Origin of the sequence: Neorhizobium huautlense (genome assembly GCF_030811685.1) — a bacterium.
Classification (GTDB): domain Bacteria; phylum Pseudomonadota; class Alphaproteobacteria; order Rhizobiales; family Rhizobiaceae; genus Neorhizobium; species Neorhizobium huautlense_A.
On record NZ_JAUSRF010000008.1, the window covers coordinates 112,748 to 132,044 of the forward strand.

The following is a 19,297-nucleotide window of genomic DNA, read 5'->3' on the forward strand; positions in this document are numbered from 1 at the left end:
CACATGGCTGATCGATTTCAAATTCCCGAAAATCTGAAAATATTGAAAGAAAACAGTGTTGCTGTTTTCTCTGGAACGATATCTGCGCTGTTTTTCCCGATTGCGCGAAATTAGCGCTTGTAGCTCTAGTTACTAGAGGTCGTACGAATGATCCCATCGAGAAGAGGATCATTCCCATGAAAAAGCCCGTTCAGACCCGTTTTGCCGTCGAAGGCATGGATTGCGCGTCCTGCGCCACCAAGATCGATCGCGCCGTTCGTCGCATGCCGGGCGTTTCGGATGTATCGGTGTCGGTGACTGCCGGCACGATGACGGTGGCACATGATGCGGATGGCGATCTGGCGGGAATCGGCAGGACGCTTTCTAGCCTCGGTTTTGCCGCCAGAATCATGGTGCCGAAAACAGGGGCCATGGCACCGGCGCGCGGCGGCCATGTCCATGGTCCGGGTTGCAGCCACAGCCACCACGATCACGCCGATCATTTCGGCCACCACGGCCATGATCACGGAGAGACGGATAACCATGTGGAGACGGCAGGTAGTGCCGTTCTGCAATCCCGTTTTCGCGTAGGCGGCATGGATTGCGCATCCTGCGCCGCGAAGATCGATACGGCATTGCGTCGCCTGCCGGCCATCGAGGATGTCAATGTTTCGGTGACGGCCGGCACGTTGACTGTGACCCATGGGGCCGAAACCGATCTGGCCGCAGTCGAAAAGCAGGTGGCCGGACTTGGTTTTTCCGTAACGCCGATCGTCAGGATCGCTCCCGCTCGCGAGGGTTCGAATCATGGTCATCAGCATGGCGATGAGCCGGCGGAAGCCGCTGGCCTGCATGGTCACGATCATGGCGCGGGTGAGGGGCCATGGTGGAAGAGCAAAAAGGGGCGTCTGACCATCGTTTCCGGCCTTTCCCTTGCCGCCGCCTATACACTTGGGCATCTCGTGCCGGCCATCGCCACCTATGCCTTCATTCTTGCCATGCTGGTCGGCCTTGTGCCGATCGCGCGCCGCGCCTTTATGGCGGCACGTTTCGGCACGCCGTTTTCGATTGAAATGCTGATGACGATTGCCGCCGTTGGTGCTCTTGTCATCGATGCGACGGAAGAGGCGGCGACGGTCGTGTTCCTGTTCCTTGTCGGTGAATTGCTGGAAGGCGTGGCCGCCGGCCGTGCGCGCGACAGCATTCGTTCGCTGACGGCATTGGTGCCGAAAACGGCGCTGGTGGAAGAGAACGGAAAGACCCGCGAAGTGGCCGCGGAAACCCTGGCTGTCGGCTCGATCATTCTGGTGCGTCCCGGCGACCGGGTATCCGCCGACGGCATTGTCGTTGCGGGTGAAAGCGCGATCGACGAAGCGCCGGTGACGGGAGAAAGCGTGCCGGTGGAAAAAACGATCGATTCGCCGGTTTATGCCGGCACGATCAACGGCAATTCGGCGCTGCGCGTGCGTGTCACGGCGGCGGCTGAAGACAATACCATTGCCCGTGTGGTGCGCCTTGTCGAGGAAGCGCAGGAAAAGAAGGCGCCGACCGAGCGCTTCATCGATCGTTTCTCGCGTTATTACACGCCGGGCGTGGTGCTGGTGGCCGCTCTGGTGGCAATCCTGCCGCCGCTGTTGGCGGGTGGGGAATGGAATGAATGGGTCTACAAGGGTCTGGCGATACTGCTGATCGGTTGCCCCTGCGCGCTGGTCATCTCGACACCGGCGGCGATCGCGGCTGCCCTTTCAGCGGGTGCCCGCCGTGGCCTGTTGATGAAGGGGGGCGCAGTGCTGGAAGGGCTCGGCAAACTCACCGCCATCGCCTTCGACAAAACCGGTACGCTGACCGCCGGCAAGCCTGTCGTGACGGATATCCTGCCGTTTGGCCGCAGCGGTGAAGAGGTCCTTCGTTATGCCGCCTCGCTGGAAGCGGGGTCGAGCCATCCGCTGGCGCGCGCTATTCTGGAGAAGGCCGACGAAGACGGTCTCGCGCTTCTGCCGGCGAGCGCCGGACAGGCGCTGGGCGGCAAGGGCGTGACGGCCGTGATCGACGGTGCGGAGGTTTTTCTCGGTTCGCCCAAGGCCGCCGCCGAGCAGGTCTCCTTGTCTCCGGCACATGCCCGGTCGATCACTGCACTGAATGATGTGGGCAAGACCGTGTCTGTTCTGATTATCGACAAAACTCTGGCCGGCGCCATCGCCCTTCGTGATGAACCGCGCGCCGATGCCGTGGCGGGCCTGAAGACGCTGACCGATGCCGGTATCAAGACGATCATGCTGACCGGCGACAATGCCCGAACCGCAACGGCTGTCGGAGCGCAGCTCGGCATCGAGGTGCGGGCCGAACTGATGCCGGAAGACAAGCAGCGGATCGTCGGCGAGCTGAAGAGCCAAGGTTTTGTCGTTGGCAAGATCGGTGACGGCATCAATGATGCGCCGGCGCTTGCCGCCGCCGATATCGGCATCGCCATGGGCGGCGGCACCGATGTGGCGCTGGAAACGGCGGATGCCGCCGTGCTGCACGGTCGTGTCGGTGATGTGGCGCTGATGGTCGATCTGTCGAAGCGCACCATGCGCACCATCTTTCAGAACATCACCATCGCCCTGGGCCTGAAGGCGGTGTTCCTTGTCACCACCGTCATCGGTGTGACCGGACTGTGGCCGGCCATCCTGGCCGATACGGGCGCGACTGTGCTGGTGACCATGAACGCGCTGCGGCTGTTGCGGCCGATCCGCTAGCCTTGAAAGCCAATATTGCCGAAAACAATACGTCGCCCGAAAATGTCGGGCGACGTTTCTGTTTTTGTCAGTCGTGTTCGCTGGTGCAGAGTTCGTGATTGGCCAGCGCCTGGATGACATAACAATCACGCACCTGATTGGTGTGGCAATGGCTGGAAATCCGCTCCAGTTCCGCCTCCAGCTTTTTCAGGCGCGCGATCTTCTCCCGAACAGCAGCCAATTGTTCGGCGGCAATGCGGTCCGCCTGGCCGCAGGGTTTTTCCGGGTGGGTGCTGAGATCGATCAGTTCGCGGATGGCATCGATGGTAAGGCCCAGCTCGCGCGCATGTTTGATGAAGGACAGGCGCTCGCGCTCCGACCTTGAATATCGCCGCTGATTGCCTTCCGAACGTTCGCTGTGGGAGAGGAGGCCCGCCTGCTCGTAATACCGGATGGTGGGCACCTTGACGCCGGTCGTTTTGGACAAGTCACCAATCGTCAGCATATGTCGCCTCCACTGCCGCAAGTTCTTGAGAACCACGCTTGACTTCAAGGGTCAGTCGGTCCATTCAGCAATTGTTCTAATGGAGTTTTATGGCCAGCGGAACAACGGAATTCACCGGGAGCGCGCGGTCGCAACGAACGCTTCCAGACATCAATATGGGTTGTGGTGTCGTCCGTTTCGATGGGTCTTTCACATGCCGGGTGAAAACGCGGCGCGAAGATCATCGATCCCGGATTTCATGTCCATATGGGGAGCTGAGCATGTCCGCCAAGATCTATCGTCCAGCCAAGACCGCGATGCAGTCCGGCAAGGCGAAGACGCATCTCTGGTTTCTGGAATTCGATCAGGAAGAACCGCGCCGGATCGATCCGATCCTCGGCTATACCTCTTCCGGCGACATGAAACAGCAGCTCAAGCTGACATTCGAAACGCTGGAACAGGCTTGCGCCTATGCGGAACGCAACGGTATCGAATACCGCGTCATCCAGCCGAAGGAACCGGCCCGCCAGGTCGTGTCCTACACCGACAATTTCCGTTACAGCCGCACGACGCCCTGGACCCACTGATACCAGCGTCGGCCGGTAAGGCCCCTTAGCTCAACTGGATAGAGCAACTGCCTTCTAAGCAGTAGGTCGCAGGTTCGAGTCCTGCAGGGGTCGCCACTAACTTATTGATCTTGAAAAGAAATGTGTTGGAGCGCTCGGCGAATGTCGGGCGCTTTTTTGTGTTTTGTTCTCTCCGGGCCGAGAGAAAATGCCGGTGACAACGATGTCAAAACGCTTGGGAAAGACGTCGATTCTCGCCCGCGCTTGACATTTTTTTAGAAATGACAGAACATAAAGAGAACAAAGCATCTCGATGCAGGAGAACGCCATGCATGCAGAGCGTACAGCCGGTTCCAATATGGTCATTGAACGCGCCTTGGCGGCCGTTGAAAAATCGAAAGAGCGCCGCGAGCGTTGGGAGCGTGAGAAGAAGGATCGCTTCGAGCGGATCCAGATCGCCAATACGCGTCAGCCGGTTGCAGCCCTGAAGCCGGGGCGTCAGTTGAGCCTGCGTCTGGATGGCTGATTGCCAGCCTGCTTGGTGCAGGAGACCGGGCTGCGACCTATGCGGGATTTCGCGCGGGAAAGAATTTCAGGATTGAAAAAGAGGGCTGTCAGTGATGGACAGTGATGCGGCTTTTCTTTTCTTTCTCTTCCAGTCGGTTCACGGCTCGGGTCAGCACGTCTGACCCGGCATCTTCTTCGAGTTCGAAGGCTGCCCGTTCGGCATTGCGATAATAAAGGTCGAGCAATGTCGCTGTCTGTGTGTCGTCCAGTTCGACATCGTCAAAGACGACACCGACATAACGTGTAGCTTCGCCCTGAATATTGCGAAAACAACGGCCAATGCCGACCACATGCACGATGCTGCCATCGGGGCGGGCGACATGGTAATCCTGAAAGCAGGAACCGCCGGTCGAAATCGCTTGATGCAGGGTTTTGGCGACACTGCGGCGATCACCCTCCCAGATGGCCGCGAGATATGTTTCGATCGGCAGGCCATTTCGGACATCATCGGGATCCAGCCCGAAAATGTCTGCGAAATGTTCGTCGGCGCATAAGAGATTGGTGTCGACATTCCAATTGAATACGCCGGCATCGTCGGATGATAGTGCGAATATGCTTGTTTCTGGTTCGCTCATTGGGAGGCCTCAACAGCAGCTTTCCAAAGACTATTCCTCAATACCGAAATAGCAAGCGCTATGCGTGTGTGGCCTGTGTTGCGTTGTGGACATGGCATTCATCAGGCGGTTGCGCCTGGTCGATACGTTTCCCGAAATGATGCATTGCGGGGCGAAATCCTCCGTTTTTTGTCGGTGACCGGATTTCAGGCATTTCAGCCGCCTAATTGGACTGACACGCCTATTGCGGTGCGGCAAATTTATCGCGCGAAAAATCTTGTAACCAAGCTTTCCTGTTCATGTTGCATTCAGGATTTGAAAAAGCCGCATTCTTTTGTATTCTTATATGCGTTGCAGCTACTGCATGACGCGGTGGCGGACAGCCGTGCCATTGGCATGGTTTGAAAGCTGAAAAGCACCATTACATCGTAATCGATTTCGTCTCCGGGACTGCTTTGCCGTTCCGGAACTTCGTCAGCATGGGGCAGGGCCGTTGGGGCCGTCAATGTTTCGTGCAGGTCCGAACTGCGTCGAAGTGCATCGAAGTGAATGCGCGCGCACAGATCCAAGCCTCGATGAGGATTGCATGGCAAGATTTGTTTCAACAACATGCGCCGTTTTGGCGCCCATGGCTCTGATGCTTCTGGCGGGGCAGAGCCTGGCGGACGAGAGACCGCTGATCTGGACGCCTACAAAAAACTCCGACACCAGCTACGGCGTCAAGCTCGGCCTGCGTCTGCCCAACGAGTTGCAGCCGGAAGCGGGCATCAATTTCGGTCTGGATTCGCAAAAGAATGCGGTGGTGAACACCCCGGTCAAATTCTGGGGCAAGGTTACCGCTTCGAGCATTCAGACGCCTGCCTATCAGCTAAACCGCGACATCCGCATCAATCTCGACGCGGTGACCGGCAGCAGTGGCGCCCGGGTAATCATGTCGGAAAAGCGCATTGCCAGCGAGGCACTGGATATCGAGGTGAACCGGCAATACGGCATGCGTTATGATGGTGCTGCATCCAACTGGATCGGCGAGGCAAGCCAGTCCGTCAAGGTTTCGCGCGCGTCCAGCGGGACGGCCGTGATCCTGCAGGCCAAGGCGCTCGATACGTTCAGGGAACTGGGCGCCGGGATCGCCGTCGAGCAGAAGATTAGCGCGCGCCTTTCGCTGAATGGCAGCATTGAACAGACGACCGCGGCAACAGAGCCGACCAGCAACATCAGCGCCCGTTATACGTTCAAGTGGTGAATTGGCCGCCGTTGCCTGTGCGAAACGGCAGTAATGAAAAGGGGCGCTCGCGGCGCCCCTTGGTGTTTTCGGCCAGAAGAATTTTAATGCAGGATCTGGCTGAGGAAGAGGCGGGTGCGCTCGTGCTGAGGGTTGTCGAAGAATTCCTGCGGCGAATTCTGTTCGACGATCTGGCCCTGGTCCATGAAGATGACGCGGTTGGCGACCTGGCGGGCAAAGCCCATTTCGTGGGTCACGCACAGCATGGTCATGCCTTCTTCGGCAAGGCTCACCATCGTGTCGAGCACTTCCTTGACCATTTCCGGATCGAGCGCCGACGTCGGCTCGTCGAAAAGCATGATCTTCGGCTTCATGCAGAGCGAGCGGGCGATCGCCACGCGCTGCTGCTGACCGCCGGACAGCTGGCCCGGATATTTATGGGCCTGTTCCGGGATTTTCACGCGCTTGAGGTAGTGCATCGCCACTTCCTCGGCTTCCTTCTTGGGCATCTTTCGGACCCAGATCGGCGCCAGCGTGCAGTTTTCCAGGATTGTCAGATGCGGGAAGAGGTTGAAGTGCTGGAACACCATGCCGACTTCGCGGCGCACCTCGTCGATCTTCTTCAGATCGTTGGTGAGCTCGATATTGTCGACGATGATATTGCCCGACTGGTGTTCTTCCAGTCGGTTGATGCAGCGGATCATCGTCGACTTGCCCGAGCCGGACGGTCCGGCGATGACGATGCGCTCACCCTTCATCACCTTCAGGTTGATGTCGCGCAGCACGTGGAAATCGCCGTACCACTTGTTCATGCCGATGATCTCGACAGCGGTGTCCGTGGTGGAAACGGTCATTTTGGGTTGGGCGTCAGCCATGTTTTTTCCCCTTATTATCGTTTGTGGCCGGTATCGAGGTGCCGTTCCATGAAGGCGGAATAGCGCGACATGCCAAAGCAGAAGATCCAGAACACGAAGCCGGCGAAGACGAGGCCGGTCAGCGGCGTCATCGGCGTGATCCAGGTCGTGTCGGCAAAGTTCAGGCGGATGATGTTGAGGAGGTCGAACATGCCGATGATCGACACGAGCGATGTATCCTTGAACAGTCCGATGAACGTGTTGACGATGCCGGGAATGACCACCTTGATCGCCTGCGGCAGGATGATCAGGCGGGTTTTCTGCCAGTAGCTGAGACCGAGGGAATCGGCACCTTCAGCCTGTCCCTTCGGAATGGCCTGCAGGCCGCCACGGATGACTTCCGCCATATAGGCCGAGGCAAACAGCGCGACGCCGACGACCGCACGCAGGAAGTTGTCGATCGTCCAGCCAACCGGCAGGAAGAGCGGCAACATCACGTTGGCCATGAACAGAACCATGACCAGCGGCACGCCGCGGATCACTTCGATGAAGATCACGCAGAACATTTTCACGATCGGCATGTTCGACCGGCGGCCGAGCGCCAGAAGGATGCCGAACGGGAAGGAGACTGCGATACCGACGAAGGACAGGATCAGCGTCACCATCATGCCGCCCCAGAGTGGGGTGTCGACGCGCTGCAGGCCAACGAAGTCGCCGCCGCGCAGCAGGACAAATGCCACGATCGGGAACACCACGAACAGAAGCACGGCGTTGATCGTCTTGTGCGGCAGTTTGGGGATCAGCAGAGGGACCAGCAGCACGATCAGCATCAGGCCGACGAGGATGACGCGCCAGCGCTCATCGATCGGGTAGCGCCCGAAGATGAACTGCTGGAAACGATCCTGAACGAAAGCCCAGCAAGCACCTTTCCAGCCGTCCGGCTGGATGCCGCCCTGGGCAATGGTGGCGCAGACCGAACGGTCCGAGCCGACCCAGCTTGCCTGGATGAACAGCCAGTTGATAATGCCCGGCAGGGTGAATGCCAGAACCGCCAGCGCGATAATGGTCAGGACCACGTCCTTCGGTGTCGCCAGGAGGTTGGTCTGCAGCCAGCCGGCCACGGACTTGTTGCTGATCGGTGGTGGTTCGGCGCCAAGCATGTCGGCGCGGACATAGGAGAGTGTGTTGTCGGACATCGCTTATCTCTCCACCAGTGCCATCTTGGCGTTGAACCAGTTCATGAACAGCGAGGTGAGGATGCTGATCGTCAGATAGATGGCCAGCATGATCGAGATCATCTCGACCGCCTGACCGGTCTGATTGAGCGATGTGCTGCCGGTGGAAAACAGTTCCGGAAAGCCGATCGCGACGCCGAGCGAAGAGTTCTTCGTCAGGTTGAGATACTGGCTGGTCAGCGGCGGGATGATGATGCGGAAAGCCTGGGGCACGACGACGAGCTGGGTCGTCTTGTTCGGCTGAAGGCCGAGTGCCGCAGCAGCTTCCGTCTGTCCTTTGCCGACACCCTTGATGCCGGCACGGATGATTTCCGCGATGAAGGCAGCGGTATAAAGCGACAGTGCGAGATAGAGAGCAACGAATTCGGGGCGAATGGTGCCGCCGCCGGACAGGTTGAAGCGGCCTTCGACCGGATAATCGAAGGTCAGCGGCGCACCGACGGCCAGAAAGGCAAGCAGCGGCAGGCCGATGATGATGGCGGCGGAAATCCAGCCGGTCGGCAATTGCTTGCCGGTGGCCATCTGGCGTTTCTTCTGCCAGACGGCGAAGCCGATGGCGCCGATGACGGCAATGACAAAGGCAATCGGAATGACCGACGCGCCGTCACCCCAGATCGGGTAGGGGAAAGTCAGGCCGCGATTGCTGAGAAAGGTCGACAGCGGACCCTGGATGGCATCACGCGGCTGCGGCAGGACGGCGAGCACGCCGGAATACCAGAAGAAGATGACAAGCAGCGGCGGAATGTTGCGGAAGATTTCCACATAGACCATGCAGAGCTTGGCGATCAGCCAGTTTTTCGAAAGGCGCCCGATGCCGATGATGAAACCAACGATCGTTGCGGTGATGATGCCGGTGACGGCAATGAGAAGCGTGTTGAGCAAGCCTACCAGAATGGCGCGGCCATAGGTCGAATCGCTCGAATAGGCGATCAGCGACTGACCGACATCGAATCCGGAGCGGCCGTTCAGAAAGCCGTAGCCCGAAGCCGTGTTCGTACGCGCGAGGTTACTGCTGACATTGTGGGCGATCCACATGACGGCAACAACGACACCGACAAGCGTGAGCACCTGAAAGAAGATGCTGCGCGCCTTGGGGTCGTAGATAAGTGATTTGGTTTCCCGCTTGGGCGGGGGCGCAGTTACGGTACTATCCGTCATGCTTTGCCAATCCCCTGTGACCCTTCATGGGTCATTTGTTTTTGTTTTATTTTTTATATTTTTGGATGCGAGAAAGTCCGCAGGACGGCAATGCGTCCTGCGGACTTCATGTCATGCGATCAACGAACCGGCGGCGCGAACTGCAGGCCGCCCTTGCTCCACAGAGCGTTGAGGCCGCGAGCGATCTTCAGCGGGCTGCCCTGGCCGATGTTGCGCTCGAAGACTTCGCCGTAGTTACCGACGCCCTTGACGACGTTGTAAGCCCATTCGTTGGTCAGGCCGAGGTCGGTACCGATCTTGGTATCGGCTTCGGTGCCGAGGAAGCGCTTGATGTCCGGGTTGGTCGAGTTCTTCATCTCGTCGACATTGGCCGAGGTGATGCCGAATTCTTCAGCCTGTACCAGCGCGTAACCAACCCAGGTCACGACGTCGAGCCACTTGTCGTCGCCCTGACGGACGGCCGGAGCGAGCGGCTCCTTGGAGATGATTTCCGGCAGAATGACGTGCTCATCCGGGTTGGACAGCGCCAGACGCGTTGCATACAGGCCCGACTGGTCGGTCGTGTAGACGTCGCAACGGCCGGCCTGGTAGGCGGCGTTCACTTCTTCGAGCTTTTCGAAGACGACCGGGTTGTACTGCAGGTTGTTGGTGCGGAAGTAGTCGGCGAGGTTGAGTTCGGTCGTGGTGCCCGACTGTACGCAGACGGCGGCGCCCGACAGTTCGAGAGCCGACTTCACGTTGAGCGACTTCGGAACCATGAAGCCCTGGCCGTCATAGTAGTTGACGTAACGGAAGTTGAAGCCGAGCGCGGTGTCGCGGCTGATGGTCCAGGTGGTGTTACGAGCCAGAATGTCGACTTCGCCAGACTGGAGCGCGGTGAAGCGGCTCTGCGCGGTGGTCGGCGTGTACTTCACCTTGTCGGCGTCGCCGAAGATGGCGGCAGCAACGGCACGGCAGTAATCGACGTCAAAACCCTTCCAGGCGCCGGATGCATCCGGCTGTGCAAAGCCGGCGAGACCGGTGTTGACGCCGCACTGAACGAAGCCCTTTGCCTTGACGTCATCAAGTGTCGCAGCGGATGCCGCCGAGCTGATGCCCAGGACTGCCGCGCCAATCGCAGCTGACAGAAGCGTCTTTTTCATTTTCCCAACCTTATCTGTTTTTGTGATTGATCCCCGCCGGCGGCAAGCATAACGGCGCATGCCACGGCTGCTCGCAAGGCCTCCCCATGACGAGCAATGCCTATCACAGTCGCAAAACCAGTCATGGTCAAGATGTGCCTGCCTAATTCCTGCCTCAAACCATGATAATTGCGAAAATATGCACATTGGCAGGGCAAAAGCTCAATAACTAAGCATGCATTGCATAAGCGCTAAGCTATCGTAACGCCGATATTTTCTCGCTTTTGCCTGCGACTTGACCCTTCGCATGCGCGTCTGCCAAAGATTACGTCACATCTTTGAAAAAGGGCCGTGAGCAGGACATGAAAAAAGACGCTTTTTTAGACAATGCTGGATCAAACACGCGGCTGGCGCATATCGGCTATAATCCCCGCGATTATCACGGTTTCGTCAATCCGCCGGTCGTACACGCCTCCACGGTGCTGTTTCCCGATTGCGCCACGATGGAGCGGCGTGACCAGAAATATACCTATGGCACCCGCGGAACGACCACGACGGATGCGCTGTGCGAGGCGTTCAACGAACTCGAAGGTTCCGCCGGCACCGTTCTGGTCCCATCCGGGCTTGCCGCCATCAGCATTCCGTTCCTCGCCTATCTGTCAGCGGGCGATCATGCCCTGATCGTCGATTCGGTTTATGAGCCGGCACGGCACTTCTGCAATACGATGCTGACGCGCATGGGTGTGGAGGTCGAATATTACGATCCGGAAATCGGTGCCGGCATCGAGGCGCTGATCCGCCCGAATACGAAGCTGGTTCACACGGAGGCGCCGGGTTCGAACACGATGGAAATGCAGGATATCCGCGCCATCAGCGATGCCGCCCACAGGCATGATTGCGTCGTGACTATGGACAATACATGGGCGACGCCGCTTTATTTCCGGCCGCTCGATTTCGGTGTGGATGTGTCGATTCATGCGACGACGAAATATCCATCGGGCCATTCCGACATCGTCATGGGCTCCGTTTCCGCCAATGCAAAACATTGGCCGGCGCTTCTGGCCGCACATGGCGCGATGGGCATTTGCGGTGCGCCGGACGATAGCTACCAGATCCTGCGTGGTTTGCGCACGATGGGCATTCGCCTTGAGCACCACCAGAAAAGTGCGCTGGAGATCGCCAAATGGCTGGAAAGCCGCGATGACGTCGCCAGGGTTCTGCATCCGGCGCTGCCGAGTTTTCCCGGCCATGCTATCTGGAAACGCGACTTCAAGGGGGCGAGCGGCGTGTTTTCCTTCGTGCTGAAGGTCGATGAACAGGCTCAGTTCAAGACCCGTTCGCACGCGTTTCTGGATAGGTTGAAGCTGTTCGGCCTCGGTTATTCCTGGGGCGGTTTTGAAAGCCTTGCGGTGCCCGTCAATCTGTCCGACCGCACGATCCGCAAGGCGCCGAGCGAGGGGCCGCTTATTCGCCTGCAGATCGGCCTTGAAGATGTCGCTGACATCAAGCGTGATCTGGAAGCCGGCTTTGCGGCGGCTTCCGAGGTGAAGTGATCACGGATCGGCGGCGTTGAAGCCGTAGAGCCAGTCAAGGTCGGCCGCAAGCGATTGCGGCGACCGCATCGACAGGACGAGATTGCGCGCCAGCCGCACCGGGCCGCGCGCATGATAGGCAAAACGATTGAAGGCGCCGCGATTGCGCACCTTGTCGGTTCTGGCCACACGTTCCTGCTCGAACGCTGCGAGCCTGTCCGGCAGGGAACCTGACCGGCTCAGATGAACGGCGAGGCGTGCCGCATCCTCGATCGCCATGGAGGCGCCCTGTGCCGCAAATGGCATCATTGCATGCGCTGAATCACCGATCAGAACCGTGTCGCTGCCGTTGTGCCATCGGCCACGTTCGACTTCATAGAGCGGCCAGAAGGTCGCGTCCTTTGCCTCGCTGAGAAGGTCCTGGATTTGCGAATGCCAAAGCGAGAACTGCTGCATCAGCAGGTCATGCTGTTTCGTATTGGCGTGCGCCTGCCACGTCTGGCCCGGATTGAGGCCGGTGGAAATGGCAACGACGTTGTATCCGTCGATTTCCTTCAATGGATAGGACACCAGATGCGCGCCCGGTCCCATGAAGGCTGTTACCGCATTCACCTTCAAGGCGGCGGGTGCCTTGGCCGCCGGCACGGTCAGCCGCCAGGCGATATTGCCGGAAAAGGTCGGGATCGGTGCCTGCGGTACGATGGTGCGCACCTGCGACCACACGCCATCCGCACCGATGATGAGATCGGGACGATGGCCCGTGATGGCTGCAAAGGCGTCATGGCCGGGGTAGTCGAGTCGCACGCCGAGATGGATCTTGCACAAAGGCTGTTTTTCGACAGCCGAGAGCAAAGCGCGCTGAAGCGTCGTGCGGTGCAGCACGCCATAAGGCGCGCCCCAGCGTTCGCGTGCGAACCGGCCGACCGGCACATTGGCGAGCACACGCAACGACAGGCCGGAGGCGAGCGCGATATGATCGGGCTCGTTCCAGATCGGTTCCAGCGTTTTGAGGACGCCGAGGTCAGCCAATATGCGGGCGGAATTGGGCGAAACCTGAAGGCCGGCGCCGACTTCCTCAAGGCGCGTTGCCTGTTCGATGATATCGCTGGCAATGCCGCGACGCGCCAATGCCAGGGCCGCCGTCAGGCCGGCCATGCCGGCGCCGACGATCGCAACTCTTTTTACTGTCATGCGCTTGAACCGGAGGTCAGGCCGCCTTGACGTGGAAAACGCAGCCGGCCGGCTCGGTCTGGTCGGCCTTCAGGTTCGGATTGTAGCGATAGAGCGTCGAGCAATAGGAGCAGACCTTCTCGTTGTCGTCGCCCATGTCGATATAGATGTGCGGATGGTCGAAGGGCACATTGGCACCCGTGCACATGAATTCCTTGACGCCGATTTCGATGGCCGCGTGACCGCCGTCGTTCTGGAAGTGAGGAATTGCATGCCCGGCCATGTTCGTCTCCGATCGATGAGTTGCGAGCGACCATATAGTGAGGCCCGCTGAATGTGTAGGAAAAATTCCGATGTGACCATTTTCCGAAAGGTCGCATCCTGTCCTTCGTCAGGTCAGCGCCGAGGTTCTCCACCCGGCGCATAAACGGTCTTCTGCAGAAAGCGGAACTTGTGGCCGCAGCGGCAGCGGATCATGTATTTGCGCGGATCGTTGGCGGCAAATTCCGTGACGAAGCCGACAGGCATCTCGTCCACCTGAAATCCCGGCGTCTTGCGGCGCGGATCGTCGTCCTCGGAAACCTCGGCATAACCGGCGTGTCCGCATTGCGAGCATTCGAGCTTTCGGGAATATCGGTCGCGTGCAGCCAAGATCTGTCCTTTCGATTTGCCGCGCTTATAGACTGCGAGTTTGCCTTGATGAAGAGGATTTGATCCTGCGCACTTGAAACTTGCACCAAAAATTGCGTTTAAGCACCGACAAGCGGTTTGACCGCATGACGAAATATGTCGTCCAGACAGGATATGCCATGAACCTCAATGCTCCGACCTTTTCGCAGTTCGATCATGATGGCCTGAAGATTGCCTTCTTCGACGAAGGCGAACCGTCCGGTGATCCGGTGCTGCTGATCCACGGTTTTGCCTCGACGGCGACGGTCAACTGGGTGCATCCGGGCTGGCTGAAAACGCTGGGCGAGGCGGGCTACCGCGTCATCGCACTCGACAATCGCGGCCATGGCGCCAGCGACAAGCCACGCGATGCCGAAGCCTATCGTCCGTGGGTGATGGCGACCGACGCGATCGCGCTGCTCGATCATCTCGGCATCGAAAAGGCGCATGTCATGGGTTATTCGATGGGCGCGCGCATTTCCACCTTCGCGGCCTTGGCCAATCCCGAGCGTATCCGCTCGCTCGTTCTCGGTGGTCTTGGTATCGGCATGACCGATGGTGTCGGTGACTGGGATCCGATCGCCGATGCGCTGGTGGCTGATGTCATCGACGACATTACCCATGATCGTGGCCGTATGTTCCGCATGTTTGCCGAGCAGACGAAGAGCGACCGCGATGCGTTGGCGGCCTGTATCCGCGGATCACGCGATCTGGTCGAGCGTTCCGATATGGGCAAAATCGACATTCCGACGCTGATCGGTGTCGGCACCAGGGACGATATCGCCGGTTCGCCGCAGGAACTGGCAGCGCTGATGCCGAATGCACGCGCACTCGATATCCCCAACCGCGATCACATGCTCGCCGTCGGCGACCGCGTGTTCAAGGCGGCGGTGCTGGAATTCTACGCAAGCCTTTGAATGGCGTTGAACTTATGGTTCACCGGAATGCATTTCCGGTGCCATTGGTATCGTCGCAAACTTGTTCTATATAATGAGCGCCTGAAGAAACAAGGAAGTCTCCATGTCCGCACGTCACGAGGCCCTGCAGAAGGATGCCGTCGCCATGGTGGATCCGATCTGGGATACGCTGCGCCAGGAAGCGCGCGCCGGAGCGGAGCATGATCCGCTGCTGGCCGCATTTCTCTATTCGACGGTGCTGAACCACCGCTCATTGGAGGATTGCGTCATCCACCGGATCTGCGAACGCCTCGATCATCCGGATCTGCAGGCCGTTCTTTTGCGCCAGACCTTTGAGGAAATGCTGGCGGACTGGCCGGAATGGGGTGCCATCCTGCGTGTCGATATCCAGGCCGTCTACGACCGCGATCCCGCATGCCTGCGCTTCCTTGAAGCCGTTCTCTATTTCAAGGGTTTTCATGCCCTGCAGACGCACCGCCTTGCGCACTGGCTGATGAACCGTGGCCGTCGCGATTTCGCACTTTACATGCAGAGCCGGTCGTCCAGCGTTTTCCAGACGGACATCAATCCCGCCGCCCGCATCGGCAAGGGCATTTTCCTTGATCATGCCACCGGCCTGGTTGTCGGCGAAACGGCCGTGATCGGCGACAATGTATCGATCCTGCATGGCGTGACGCTCGGCGGTACCGGCAAGGAAGGCGCCGACCGTCATCCCAAGATCGCCGATGGCGTGCTGATCGGGGCAGGGGCGAAAATTTTGGGCAATATCGAGATCGGCCATTGCTCTCGTGTTGCAGCGGGTTCTGTCGTGCTCAAGTCCGTGCCGCACAACACGACGGTCGCTGGCGTTCCCGCAAAGGTTGTCGGCAGTGCCGGCTGCTCGGAGCCGTCTCGCGTCATGGACCAGATGCTGCTGGCCGAGGATTGACCCTGAAAGCCTCTGCGCTATCTCGCCATTCTCATCATTGAGGATGGAGGTTTTTCCCGTCTTTACATTTCCCGCCAACCCATGTCACAAGCGCCGCAACACGAACGACAGACGGAGAAACGCCAGTGAAACCGGACGAAATCAAGAAACTCGACGCCTATTTCAAGCGCGTTTTCAACCCGACCTTCGTGGTCAAGGCGCGCCCGCGCAAGGACGACTCGGCCGAGGTCTATGCCGGCGATGAATTCCTCGGTGTGGTTTACATCGATGATGAGGACGAAGAGCGTTCCTACAACTTTACGATGGCGATCCTCGACGTCGATCTCTGATCGATATCGGATACCGGACATGAACGAGGCGGGCTTTCATGCCCGCTTTTTTCATGGGCGCTTTCGAGGGTTTTCGGAGCGTCGGCCCGGCGCAAGCTAGCGGGCGCATCTTTTTTCGATGAGCCGCCGCTCCTATATGACCGACAACAGCGAGTTCAATCGTTGTCGGGATGACGTGATACTGCCGTGCAGTCCCGCATTTTCCGCTTCATGGATGGCTTCCGTTTCGGAATTGTGATTGCGCACACGCGTGGAGGGCTTAAAATCCTTCGCGAATGAACTAAGTTAAAGGTCCAATGTCCGGTTCGATCAACCTCCCAATGATCGGCTGCCGGACGACTGGGGAATGAAAGACGATGATCGCAGTGCCGATCTTTATGCAGGACGACAAGAACGGAAACGGCGACGAGGGTAATCGCGGGACGTCGGTGATCACCCGAACGAAACCGAAGACCAAGAAGCCAAGTCTCTACCGTGTGCTTTTGCTGAATGACGACTACACTCCCATGGAGTTCGTCATTCATGTTCTGGAGCGTTTTTTCCAGAAGGACCTCGACGCGGCGACGCGCATCATGCTGCATGTCCATAATCATGGCGTCGGCGAATGTGGTGTCTTTACGTATGAGGTCGCAGAGACCAAAGTAAGTCAGGTCATGGATTTCGCCCGACAGCATCAGCATCCGCTGCAATGTGTTATGGAAAAGAAGTGAGGTAACGCCGTGCCAACATTTTCGCCTAGTCTCGAAAAGGCGCTGCATCAGGCACTGACCTTCGCCAATGAGCGGCACCACGAATATGCAACGCTGGAGCATCTGCTCCTTGCGCTGATCGACGATTCCGATGCGGCGGCTGTGATGGGCGCGTGCAATGTCAATCTGGACAACCTTCGCAAGACGGTGTCCGATTACGTCGATAACGAACTGGCCAACCTCGTCACCGGTTACGACGAGGATTCAAAACCGACATCCGGCTTCCAGCGCGTGATCCAGCGCGCGGTCATTCACGTCCAGTCTTCCGGTCGTGAGGAAGTGACCGGTGCCAACGTGCTCGTCGCCATCTTTGCCGAGCGCGAAAGCCATGCCGCCTTCTTCCTGCAGGAGCAGGAAATGACGCGCTACGATGCGGTCAACTACATCAGCCACGGCATCGGCAAGCGTCCGGGTGCTTCGCAGGCGCGCACGCCTCGCGGTGCCGAAGACGGTGATGCGGATGCAAAATCATCCTCCTCGCGCGAGCAGGATGATGGTGCGACCAAGAAGCCCGCCGATGCGCTGAAGGCCTATTGCGTCAACCTGAACGACAAGGCCAAGGATGGTCGCATCGATCCGCTGATCGGTCGCCATTCCGAGGTGAACCGTACGATCCAGGTCCTGTGCCGCCGGTCCAAGAACAACCCGCTCTACGTGGGTGATCCGGGCGTCGGCAAGACGGCGATTGCCGAGGGTCTCGCCAAGCGTATCGTTGAAGGCAAGGTGCCGGAAGCGCTCGCCGACGCGACGATCTTTTCGCTCGACATGGGCACGCTGCTCGCCGGCACCCGCTATCGCGGTGATTTCGAGGAGCGTCTGAAACAGGTCGTCAAGGAACTCGAAGAGTTTCCGGGCGCGGTTCTGTTCATCGACGAGATCCACACCGTCATCGGTGCGGGTGCGACATCGGGCGGCGCCATGGATGCGTCCAACCTGTTGAAGCCGGCTCTGTCCTCGGGCCAAATCCGCTGCATCGGTTCGACCACCTATAAGGAATATCGCCAGTTCTTCGAAAAGGACCGGGCCTTGGTGCGTCGTTTCCAGAAGATCGACGTCAACGAGCCGTCGATCGACGATGCGATCGAGATCATGAAGGGCCTGAAACCCTATTTCGAAGAATATCACAAGCTGCGTTACACCAACGAGGCGATCAAGGCGGCTGTCGAACTTTCGGCCCGCTATATCTCCGACCGCAAGCTGCCGGACAAGGCGATCGACGTGATCGACGAGACCGGTGCGGCGCAGATGCTGCTGACCGCTTCCAAGCGCCGCAAGCTGATTACGGAGAAGGAAATCGAGGCGACGATCGCCACGATGGCCCGCATTCCGGCCAAGACGGTTTCCAAGGATGACGAGATGGTTCTCGCCAACCTGGAAAAGGAACTGCGTTCCGTCGTCTACGGCCAGGACAAGGCGATCGAGGCGTTGTCGACGGCGATCAAGCTGGCCCGTGCCGGTCTTCGCGAACCGAACAAGCCGATCGGCTCCTACGTCTTTTCCGGCCCGACAGGCGTCGGCAAGACGGAAGTCGCCAAACAGCTTGCCTCGTCGCTCGGCGTGGAAATGCTGCGCTTCGACATGTCGGAATACATGGAACGACACACGGTTTCGCGACTGCTCGGCGCACCTCCTGGTTATGTCGGTTTCGACCAGGGCGGTCTTCTGACCGATGGCGTCGACCAGCATCCGCATTCCGTGGTCCTGCTCGACGAAATCGAGAAGGCGCATCCGGATATCTACAATATCCTGCTGCAGGTTATGGACCATGGTTCGCTGACCGACCACAACGGCAAGAAGATCGATTTCCGTAACGTCATCCTGATCATGACGACCAATGCGGGCGCATCGGAAATGGCCAAGGCCGCCATCGGCTTCGGTTCCTCCAAGCGCACCGGTGAAGACGAAGAGGCGCTCAACCGCCTGTTTACGCCGGAATTCCGCAACCGTCTCGATGCGATCATCCCGTTCGCACCGCTGCCGACGGAAGTCATCCATCAGGTCGTGCAGAAATTCGTGATGCAGCTGGAAAGCCAGCTTTCGGAACGCAATGTCACGTTCGACCTGCATCAGGATGCGATCGCCTGGCTTGCCGACAAGGGTTATGACGAGAAGATGGGTGCGCGGCCGCTGTCGCGTGTCATCCAGGAACACATCAAGAAGCCTCTTGCCAACGAGATCCTGTTCGGCAAGTTGCGCAAGGGTGGTGTGGTCAACGTCACGCTCGGCAAGGACGAAGATGACAAGAGCACGCTGAAGCTCGAATGCATTCCGGAAGCCGTGCCGGTCAAGCCGAAGCCGGAGGCCGAGGTGAAGGGCGTGGCTGAAGAGGCCAAGGGCAAGGTTTCCAAGGCCAAGACGGCGAAAAAGCCCGAACCGAAGACCAAGGGCGGCAGTGCCGCCAAGGCTGCGGTCGCGGACGATGGTGACGTGATCGCCGAGGAAAAGCCGGCCAAGGCAGCGCCGAAAAAGAGTGCCGCCCCGAAGGCTCCGAAGAAGAAGTAAAATCCGCATCTGCGGTTCTGAGTGATGGCAATGCCGGGGTAAAA

20 protein-coding genes and 1 tRNA gene are annotated in these 19,297 nt (G+C 58.8%); 12 read left to right on the plus strand and 9 right to left on the minus strand.

Annotated features, from left to right (window positions below; genetic code table 11):
• Positions 1–176 precede the first annotated feature (176 nt).
• Positions 177–2,717, plus strand: coding sequence for a heavy metal translocating P-type ATPase (locus tag J2T09_RS13640; RefSeq protein ID WP_306835483.1), 2,541 nt, complete (start codon positions 177–179; stop codon positions 2,715–2,717).
• 67 nt (positions 2,718–2,784) lie between these two features.
• Here the strand turns inward: J2T09_RS13640 and J2T09_RS13645 are convergent, their stop codons facing one another.
• On the minus strand, positions 2,785–3,201 hold the full coding sequence (locus J2T09_RS13645) for a MerR family transcriptional regulator (protein WP_306835484.1): 417 nt from the start codon (positions 3,199–3,201) through the stop codon (positions 2,785–2,787).
• A gap of 260 nt (positions 3,202–3,461) precedes the next feature.
• Here J2T09_RS13645 and J2T09_RS13650 point away from each other — a divergent pair, with 260 nt between their 5' ends.
• The 3 genes from J2T09_RS13650 (at position 3,462) to J2T09_RS13660 (ending at position 4,272) form a co-directional block, all read left to right on the plus strand.
• Positions 3,462–3,767, plus strand: a complete 306-nt coding sequence (locus J2T09_RS13650; protein WP_306835485.1) for an ETC complex I subunit — start codon at positions 3,462–3,464, stop codon at positions 3,765–3,767.
• Positions 3,768–3,786: 19 nt separating this feature from the next.
• Positions 3,787–3,863 (plus strand) — tRNA-Arg (locus J2T09_RS13655).
• A 211-nt stretch (positions 3,864–4,074) separates the two neighbouring features.
• A complete protein-coding gene (locus J2T09_RS13660) occupies positions 4,075–4,272 on the plus strand; it encodes a hypothetical protein (RefSeq protein ID WP_306835486.1) in 198 nt (65 codons plus the stop codon).
• A gap of 88 nt (positions 4,273–4,360) precedes the next feature.
• Here J2T09_RS13660 and J2T09_RS13665 read toward each other — a convergent pair whose 3' ends face one another.
• Positions 4,361–4,888 carry a PAS domain-containing protein gene (locus J2T09_RS13665; protein ID WP_306835487.1) on the minus strand — a complete coding sequence of 176 codons (528 nt, stop codon included), beginning with the start codon at positions 4,886–4,888 and terminating at the stop codon, positions 4,361–4,363.
• Between the two features lie 60 nt (positions 4,889–4,948).
• Here J2T09_RS13665 and J2T09_RS13670 point away from each other — a divergent pair, with 60 nt between their 5' ends.
• A complete protein-coding gene (locus J2T09_RS13670; RefSeq protein ID WP_306835488.1) occupies positions 4,949–5,272 on the plus strand; it encodes a hypothetical protein in 324 nt (107 codons plus the stop codon).
• A 223-nt stretch (positions 5,273–5,495) separates the two neighbouring features.
• Positions 5,496–6,110, plus strand: a complete 615-nt coding sequence (locus J2T09_RS13675; protein WP_306835489.1) for a hypothetical protein — start codon at positions 5,496–5,498, stop codon at positions 6,108–6,110.
• 83 nt (positions 6,111–6,193) lie between these two features.
• On the opposite strand, the gene J2T09_RS13680 is transcribed toward J2T09_RS13675, so the two are convergent.
• From J2T09_RS13680 to J2T09_RS13695, 4 genes are all read right to left on the minus strand, one after another.
• A complete protein-coding gene (locus J2T09_RS13680) occupies positions 6,194–6,964 on the minus strand; it encodes an amino acid ABC transporter ATP-binding protein (RefSeq protein WP_306835490.1) in 771 nt (256 codons plus the stop codon).
• Between the two features lie 14 nt (positions 6,965–6,978).
• Positions 6,979–8,139 carry an amino acid ABC transporter permease gene (locus J2T09_RS13685; RefSeq protein WP_306835496.1) on the minus strand — a complete coding sequence of 387 codons (1,161 nt, stop codon included), beginning with the start codon at positions 8,137–8,139 and terminating at the stop codon, positions 6,979–6,981.
• A gap of 3 nt (positions 8,140–8,142) precedes the next feature.
• Entirely contained in the window at positions 8,143–9,336 is a 1,194-nt protein-coding gene (locus J2T09_RS13690) for an amino acid ABC transporter permease (RefSeq protein ID WP_306835498.1), read from the minus strand.
• A 119-nt stretch (positions 9,337–9,455) separates the two neighbouring features.
• The gene (locus J2T09_RS13695; RefSeq protein ID WP_306835500.1) at positions 9,456–10,478 is read right to left on the minus strand and encodes an amino acid ABC transporter substrate-binding protein; all 1,023 of its coding nucleotides are present in this window, start codon (positions 10,476–10,478) and stop codon (positions 9,456–9,458) included.
• Positions 10,479–10,819: 341 nt separating this feature from the next.
• Here J2T09_RS13695 and J2T09_RS13700 point away from each other — a divergent pair, with 341 nt between their 5' ends.
• A complete protein-coding gene (locus J2T09_RS13700; RefSeq protein ID WP_306835502.1) occupies positions 10,820–12,010 on the plus strand; it encodes a cystathionine beta-lyase in 1,191 nt (396 codons plus the stop codon).
• Here J2T09_RS13700 and J2T09_RS13705 read toward each other — a convergent pair whose 3' ends face one another.
• From J2T09_RS13705 to J2T09_RS13715, 3 genes are all read right to left on the minus strand, one after another.
• Positions 12,011–13,180, minus strand: coding sequence for an FAD-dependent monooxygenase (locus J2T09_RS13705; RefSeq protein ID WP_306835504.1), 1,170 nt, complete (start codon positions 13,178–13,180; stop codon positions 12,011–12,013).
• Between the two features lie 16 nt (positions 13,181–13,196).
• The gene (locus tag J2T09_RS13710) at positions 13,197–13,442 is read right to left on the minus strand and encodes a zinc-finger domain-containing protein (RefSeq protein ID WP_132273473.1); all 246 of its coding nucleotides are present in this window, start codon (positions 13,440–13,442) and stop codon (positions 13,197–13,199) included.
• A gap of 113 nt (positions 13,443–13,555) precedes the next feature.
• A complete protein-coding gene (locus J2T09_RS13715) occupies positions 13,556–13,810 on the minus strand; it encodes a hypothetical protein (RefSeq protein WP_306835511.1) in 255 nt (84 codons plus the stop codon).
• 158 nt (positions 13,811–13,968) lie between these two features.
• Between J2T09_RS13715 and J2T09_RS13720 the strand changes: the two genes are divergently transcribed.
• The 5 genes from J2T09_RS13720 to clpA all read left to right on the plus strand — a co-directional run bounded on the left by J2T09_RS13720 (position 13,969) and on the right by clpA (position 19,253).
• Positions 13,969–14,745, plus strand: coding sequence for an alpha/beta fold hydrolase (locus J2T09_RS13720; protein WP_306835513.1), 777 nt, complete (start codon positions 13,969–13,971; stop codon positions 14,743–14,745).
• Positions 14,746–14,848: 103 nt separating this feature from the next.
• A complete protein-coding gene (cysE, locus tag J2T09_RS13725; RefSeq protein ID WP_306835515.1) occupies positions 14,849–15,673 on the plus strand; it encodes a serine O-acetyltransferase in 825 nt (274 codons plus the stop codon).
• A gap of 125 nt (positions 15,674–15,798) precedes the next feature.
• Complete coding sequence (locus J2T09_RS13730; protein WP_132273477.1) at positions 15,799–16,002, plus strand: DUF3126 family protein; 204 nt, start codon at positions 15,799–15,801, stop codon at positions 16,000–16,002.
• 356 nt (positions 16,003–16,358) lie between these two features.
• Complete coding sequence (gene clpS, locus J2T09_RS13735) at positions 16,359–16,712, plus strand: ATP-dependent Clp protease adapter ClpS (RefSeq protein WP_306835522.1); 354 nt, start codon at positions 16,359–16,361, stop codon at positions 16,710–16,712.
• A 9-nt stretch (positions 16,713–16,721) separates the two neighbouring features.
• Positions 16,722–19,253, plus strand: coding sequence for an ATP-dependent Clp protease ATP-binding subunit ClpA (gene clpA, locus J2T09_RS13740; RefSeq protein ID WP_306835524.1), 2,532 nt, complete (start codon positions 16,722–16,724; stop codon positions 19,251–19,253).
• The last annotated feature ends 44 nt before the right edge of the window (positions 19,254–19,297 follow it).

Excerpts from the sequence above, each read along its gene's own strand:
- J2T09_RS13640 (WP_306835483.1), top strand. The coding sequence starts at position 177 with ATGAAAAAGCCCGTTCAGACCCGTTTTGCCGTCGAAGGCATGGATTGC.
- J2T09_RS13665 (WP_306835487.1), bottom strand. The coding sequence starts at position 4,888 with ATGAGCGAACCAGAAACAAGCATATTCGCACTATCATCCGACGATGCC.
- J2T09_RS13670 (WP_306835488.1), top strand. The coding sequence starts at position 4,949 with ATGCGTGTGTGGCCTGTGTTGCGTTGTGGACATGGCATTCATCAGGCG.
- J2T09_RS13650 (WP_306835485.1), top strand. The coding sequence starts at position 3,462 with ATGTCCGCCAAGATCTATCGTCCAGCCAAGACCGCGATGCAGTCCGGC.
- J2T09_RS13690 (WP_306835498.1), bottom strand. The coding sequence starts at position 9,336 with ATGACGGATAGTACCGTAACTGCGCCCCCGCCCAAGCGGGAAACCAAA.
- J2T09_RS13685 (WP_306835496.1), bottom strand. The coding sequence starts at position 8,139 with ATGTCCGACAACACACTCTCCTATGTCCGCGCCGACATGCTTGGCGCC.
- J2T09_RS13695 (WP_306835500.1), bottom strand. The coding sequence starts at position 10,478 with ATGAAAAAGACGCTTCTGTCAGCTGCGATTGGCGCGGCAGTCCTGGGC.
- J2T09_RS13705 (WP_306835504.1), bottom strand. The coding sequence starts at position 13,180 with ATGACAGTAAAAAGAGTTGCGATCGTCGGCGCCGGCATGGCCGGCCTG.
- J2T09_RS13645 (WP_306835484.1), bottom strand. The coding sequence starts at position 3,201 with ATGCTGACGATTGGTGACTTGTCCAAAACGACCGGCGTCAAGGTGCCC.
- J2T09_RS13660 (WP_306835486.1), top strand. The coding sequence starts at position 4,075 with ATGCATGCAGAGCGTACAGCCGGTTCCAATATGGTCATTGAACGCGCC.
- J2T09_RS13710 (WP_132273473.1), bottom strand. The coding sequence starts at position 13,442 with ATGGCCGGGCATGCAATTCCTCACTTCCAGAACGACGGCGGTCACGCG.
- cysE (WP_306835515.1), top strand. The coding sequence starts at position 14,849 with ATGTCCGCACGTCACGAGGCCCTGCAGAAGGATGCCGTCGCCATGGTG.
- J2T09_RS13680 (WP_306835490.1), bottom strand. The coding sequence starts at position 6,964 with ATGGCTGACGCCCAACCCAAAATGACCGTTTCCACCACGGACACCGCT.
- clpS (WP_306835522.1), top strand. The coding sequence starts at position 16,359 with ATGATCGCAGTGCCGATCTTTATGCAGGACGACAAGAACGGAAACGGC.
- J2T09_RS13700 (WP_306835502.1), top strand. The coding sequence starts at position 10,820 with ATGAAAAAAGACGCTTTTTTAGACAATGCTGGATCAAACACGCGGCTG.
- J2T09_RS13720 (WP_306835513.1), top strand. The coding sequence starts at position 13,969 with ATGAACCTCAATGCTCCGACCTTTTCGCAGTTCGATCATGATGGCCTG.
- J2T09_RS13675 (WP_306835489.1), top strand. The coding sequence starts at position 5,496 with ATGGCTCTGATGCTTCTGGCGGGGCAGAGCCTGGCGGACGAGAGACCG.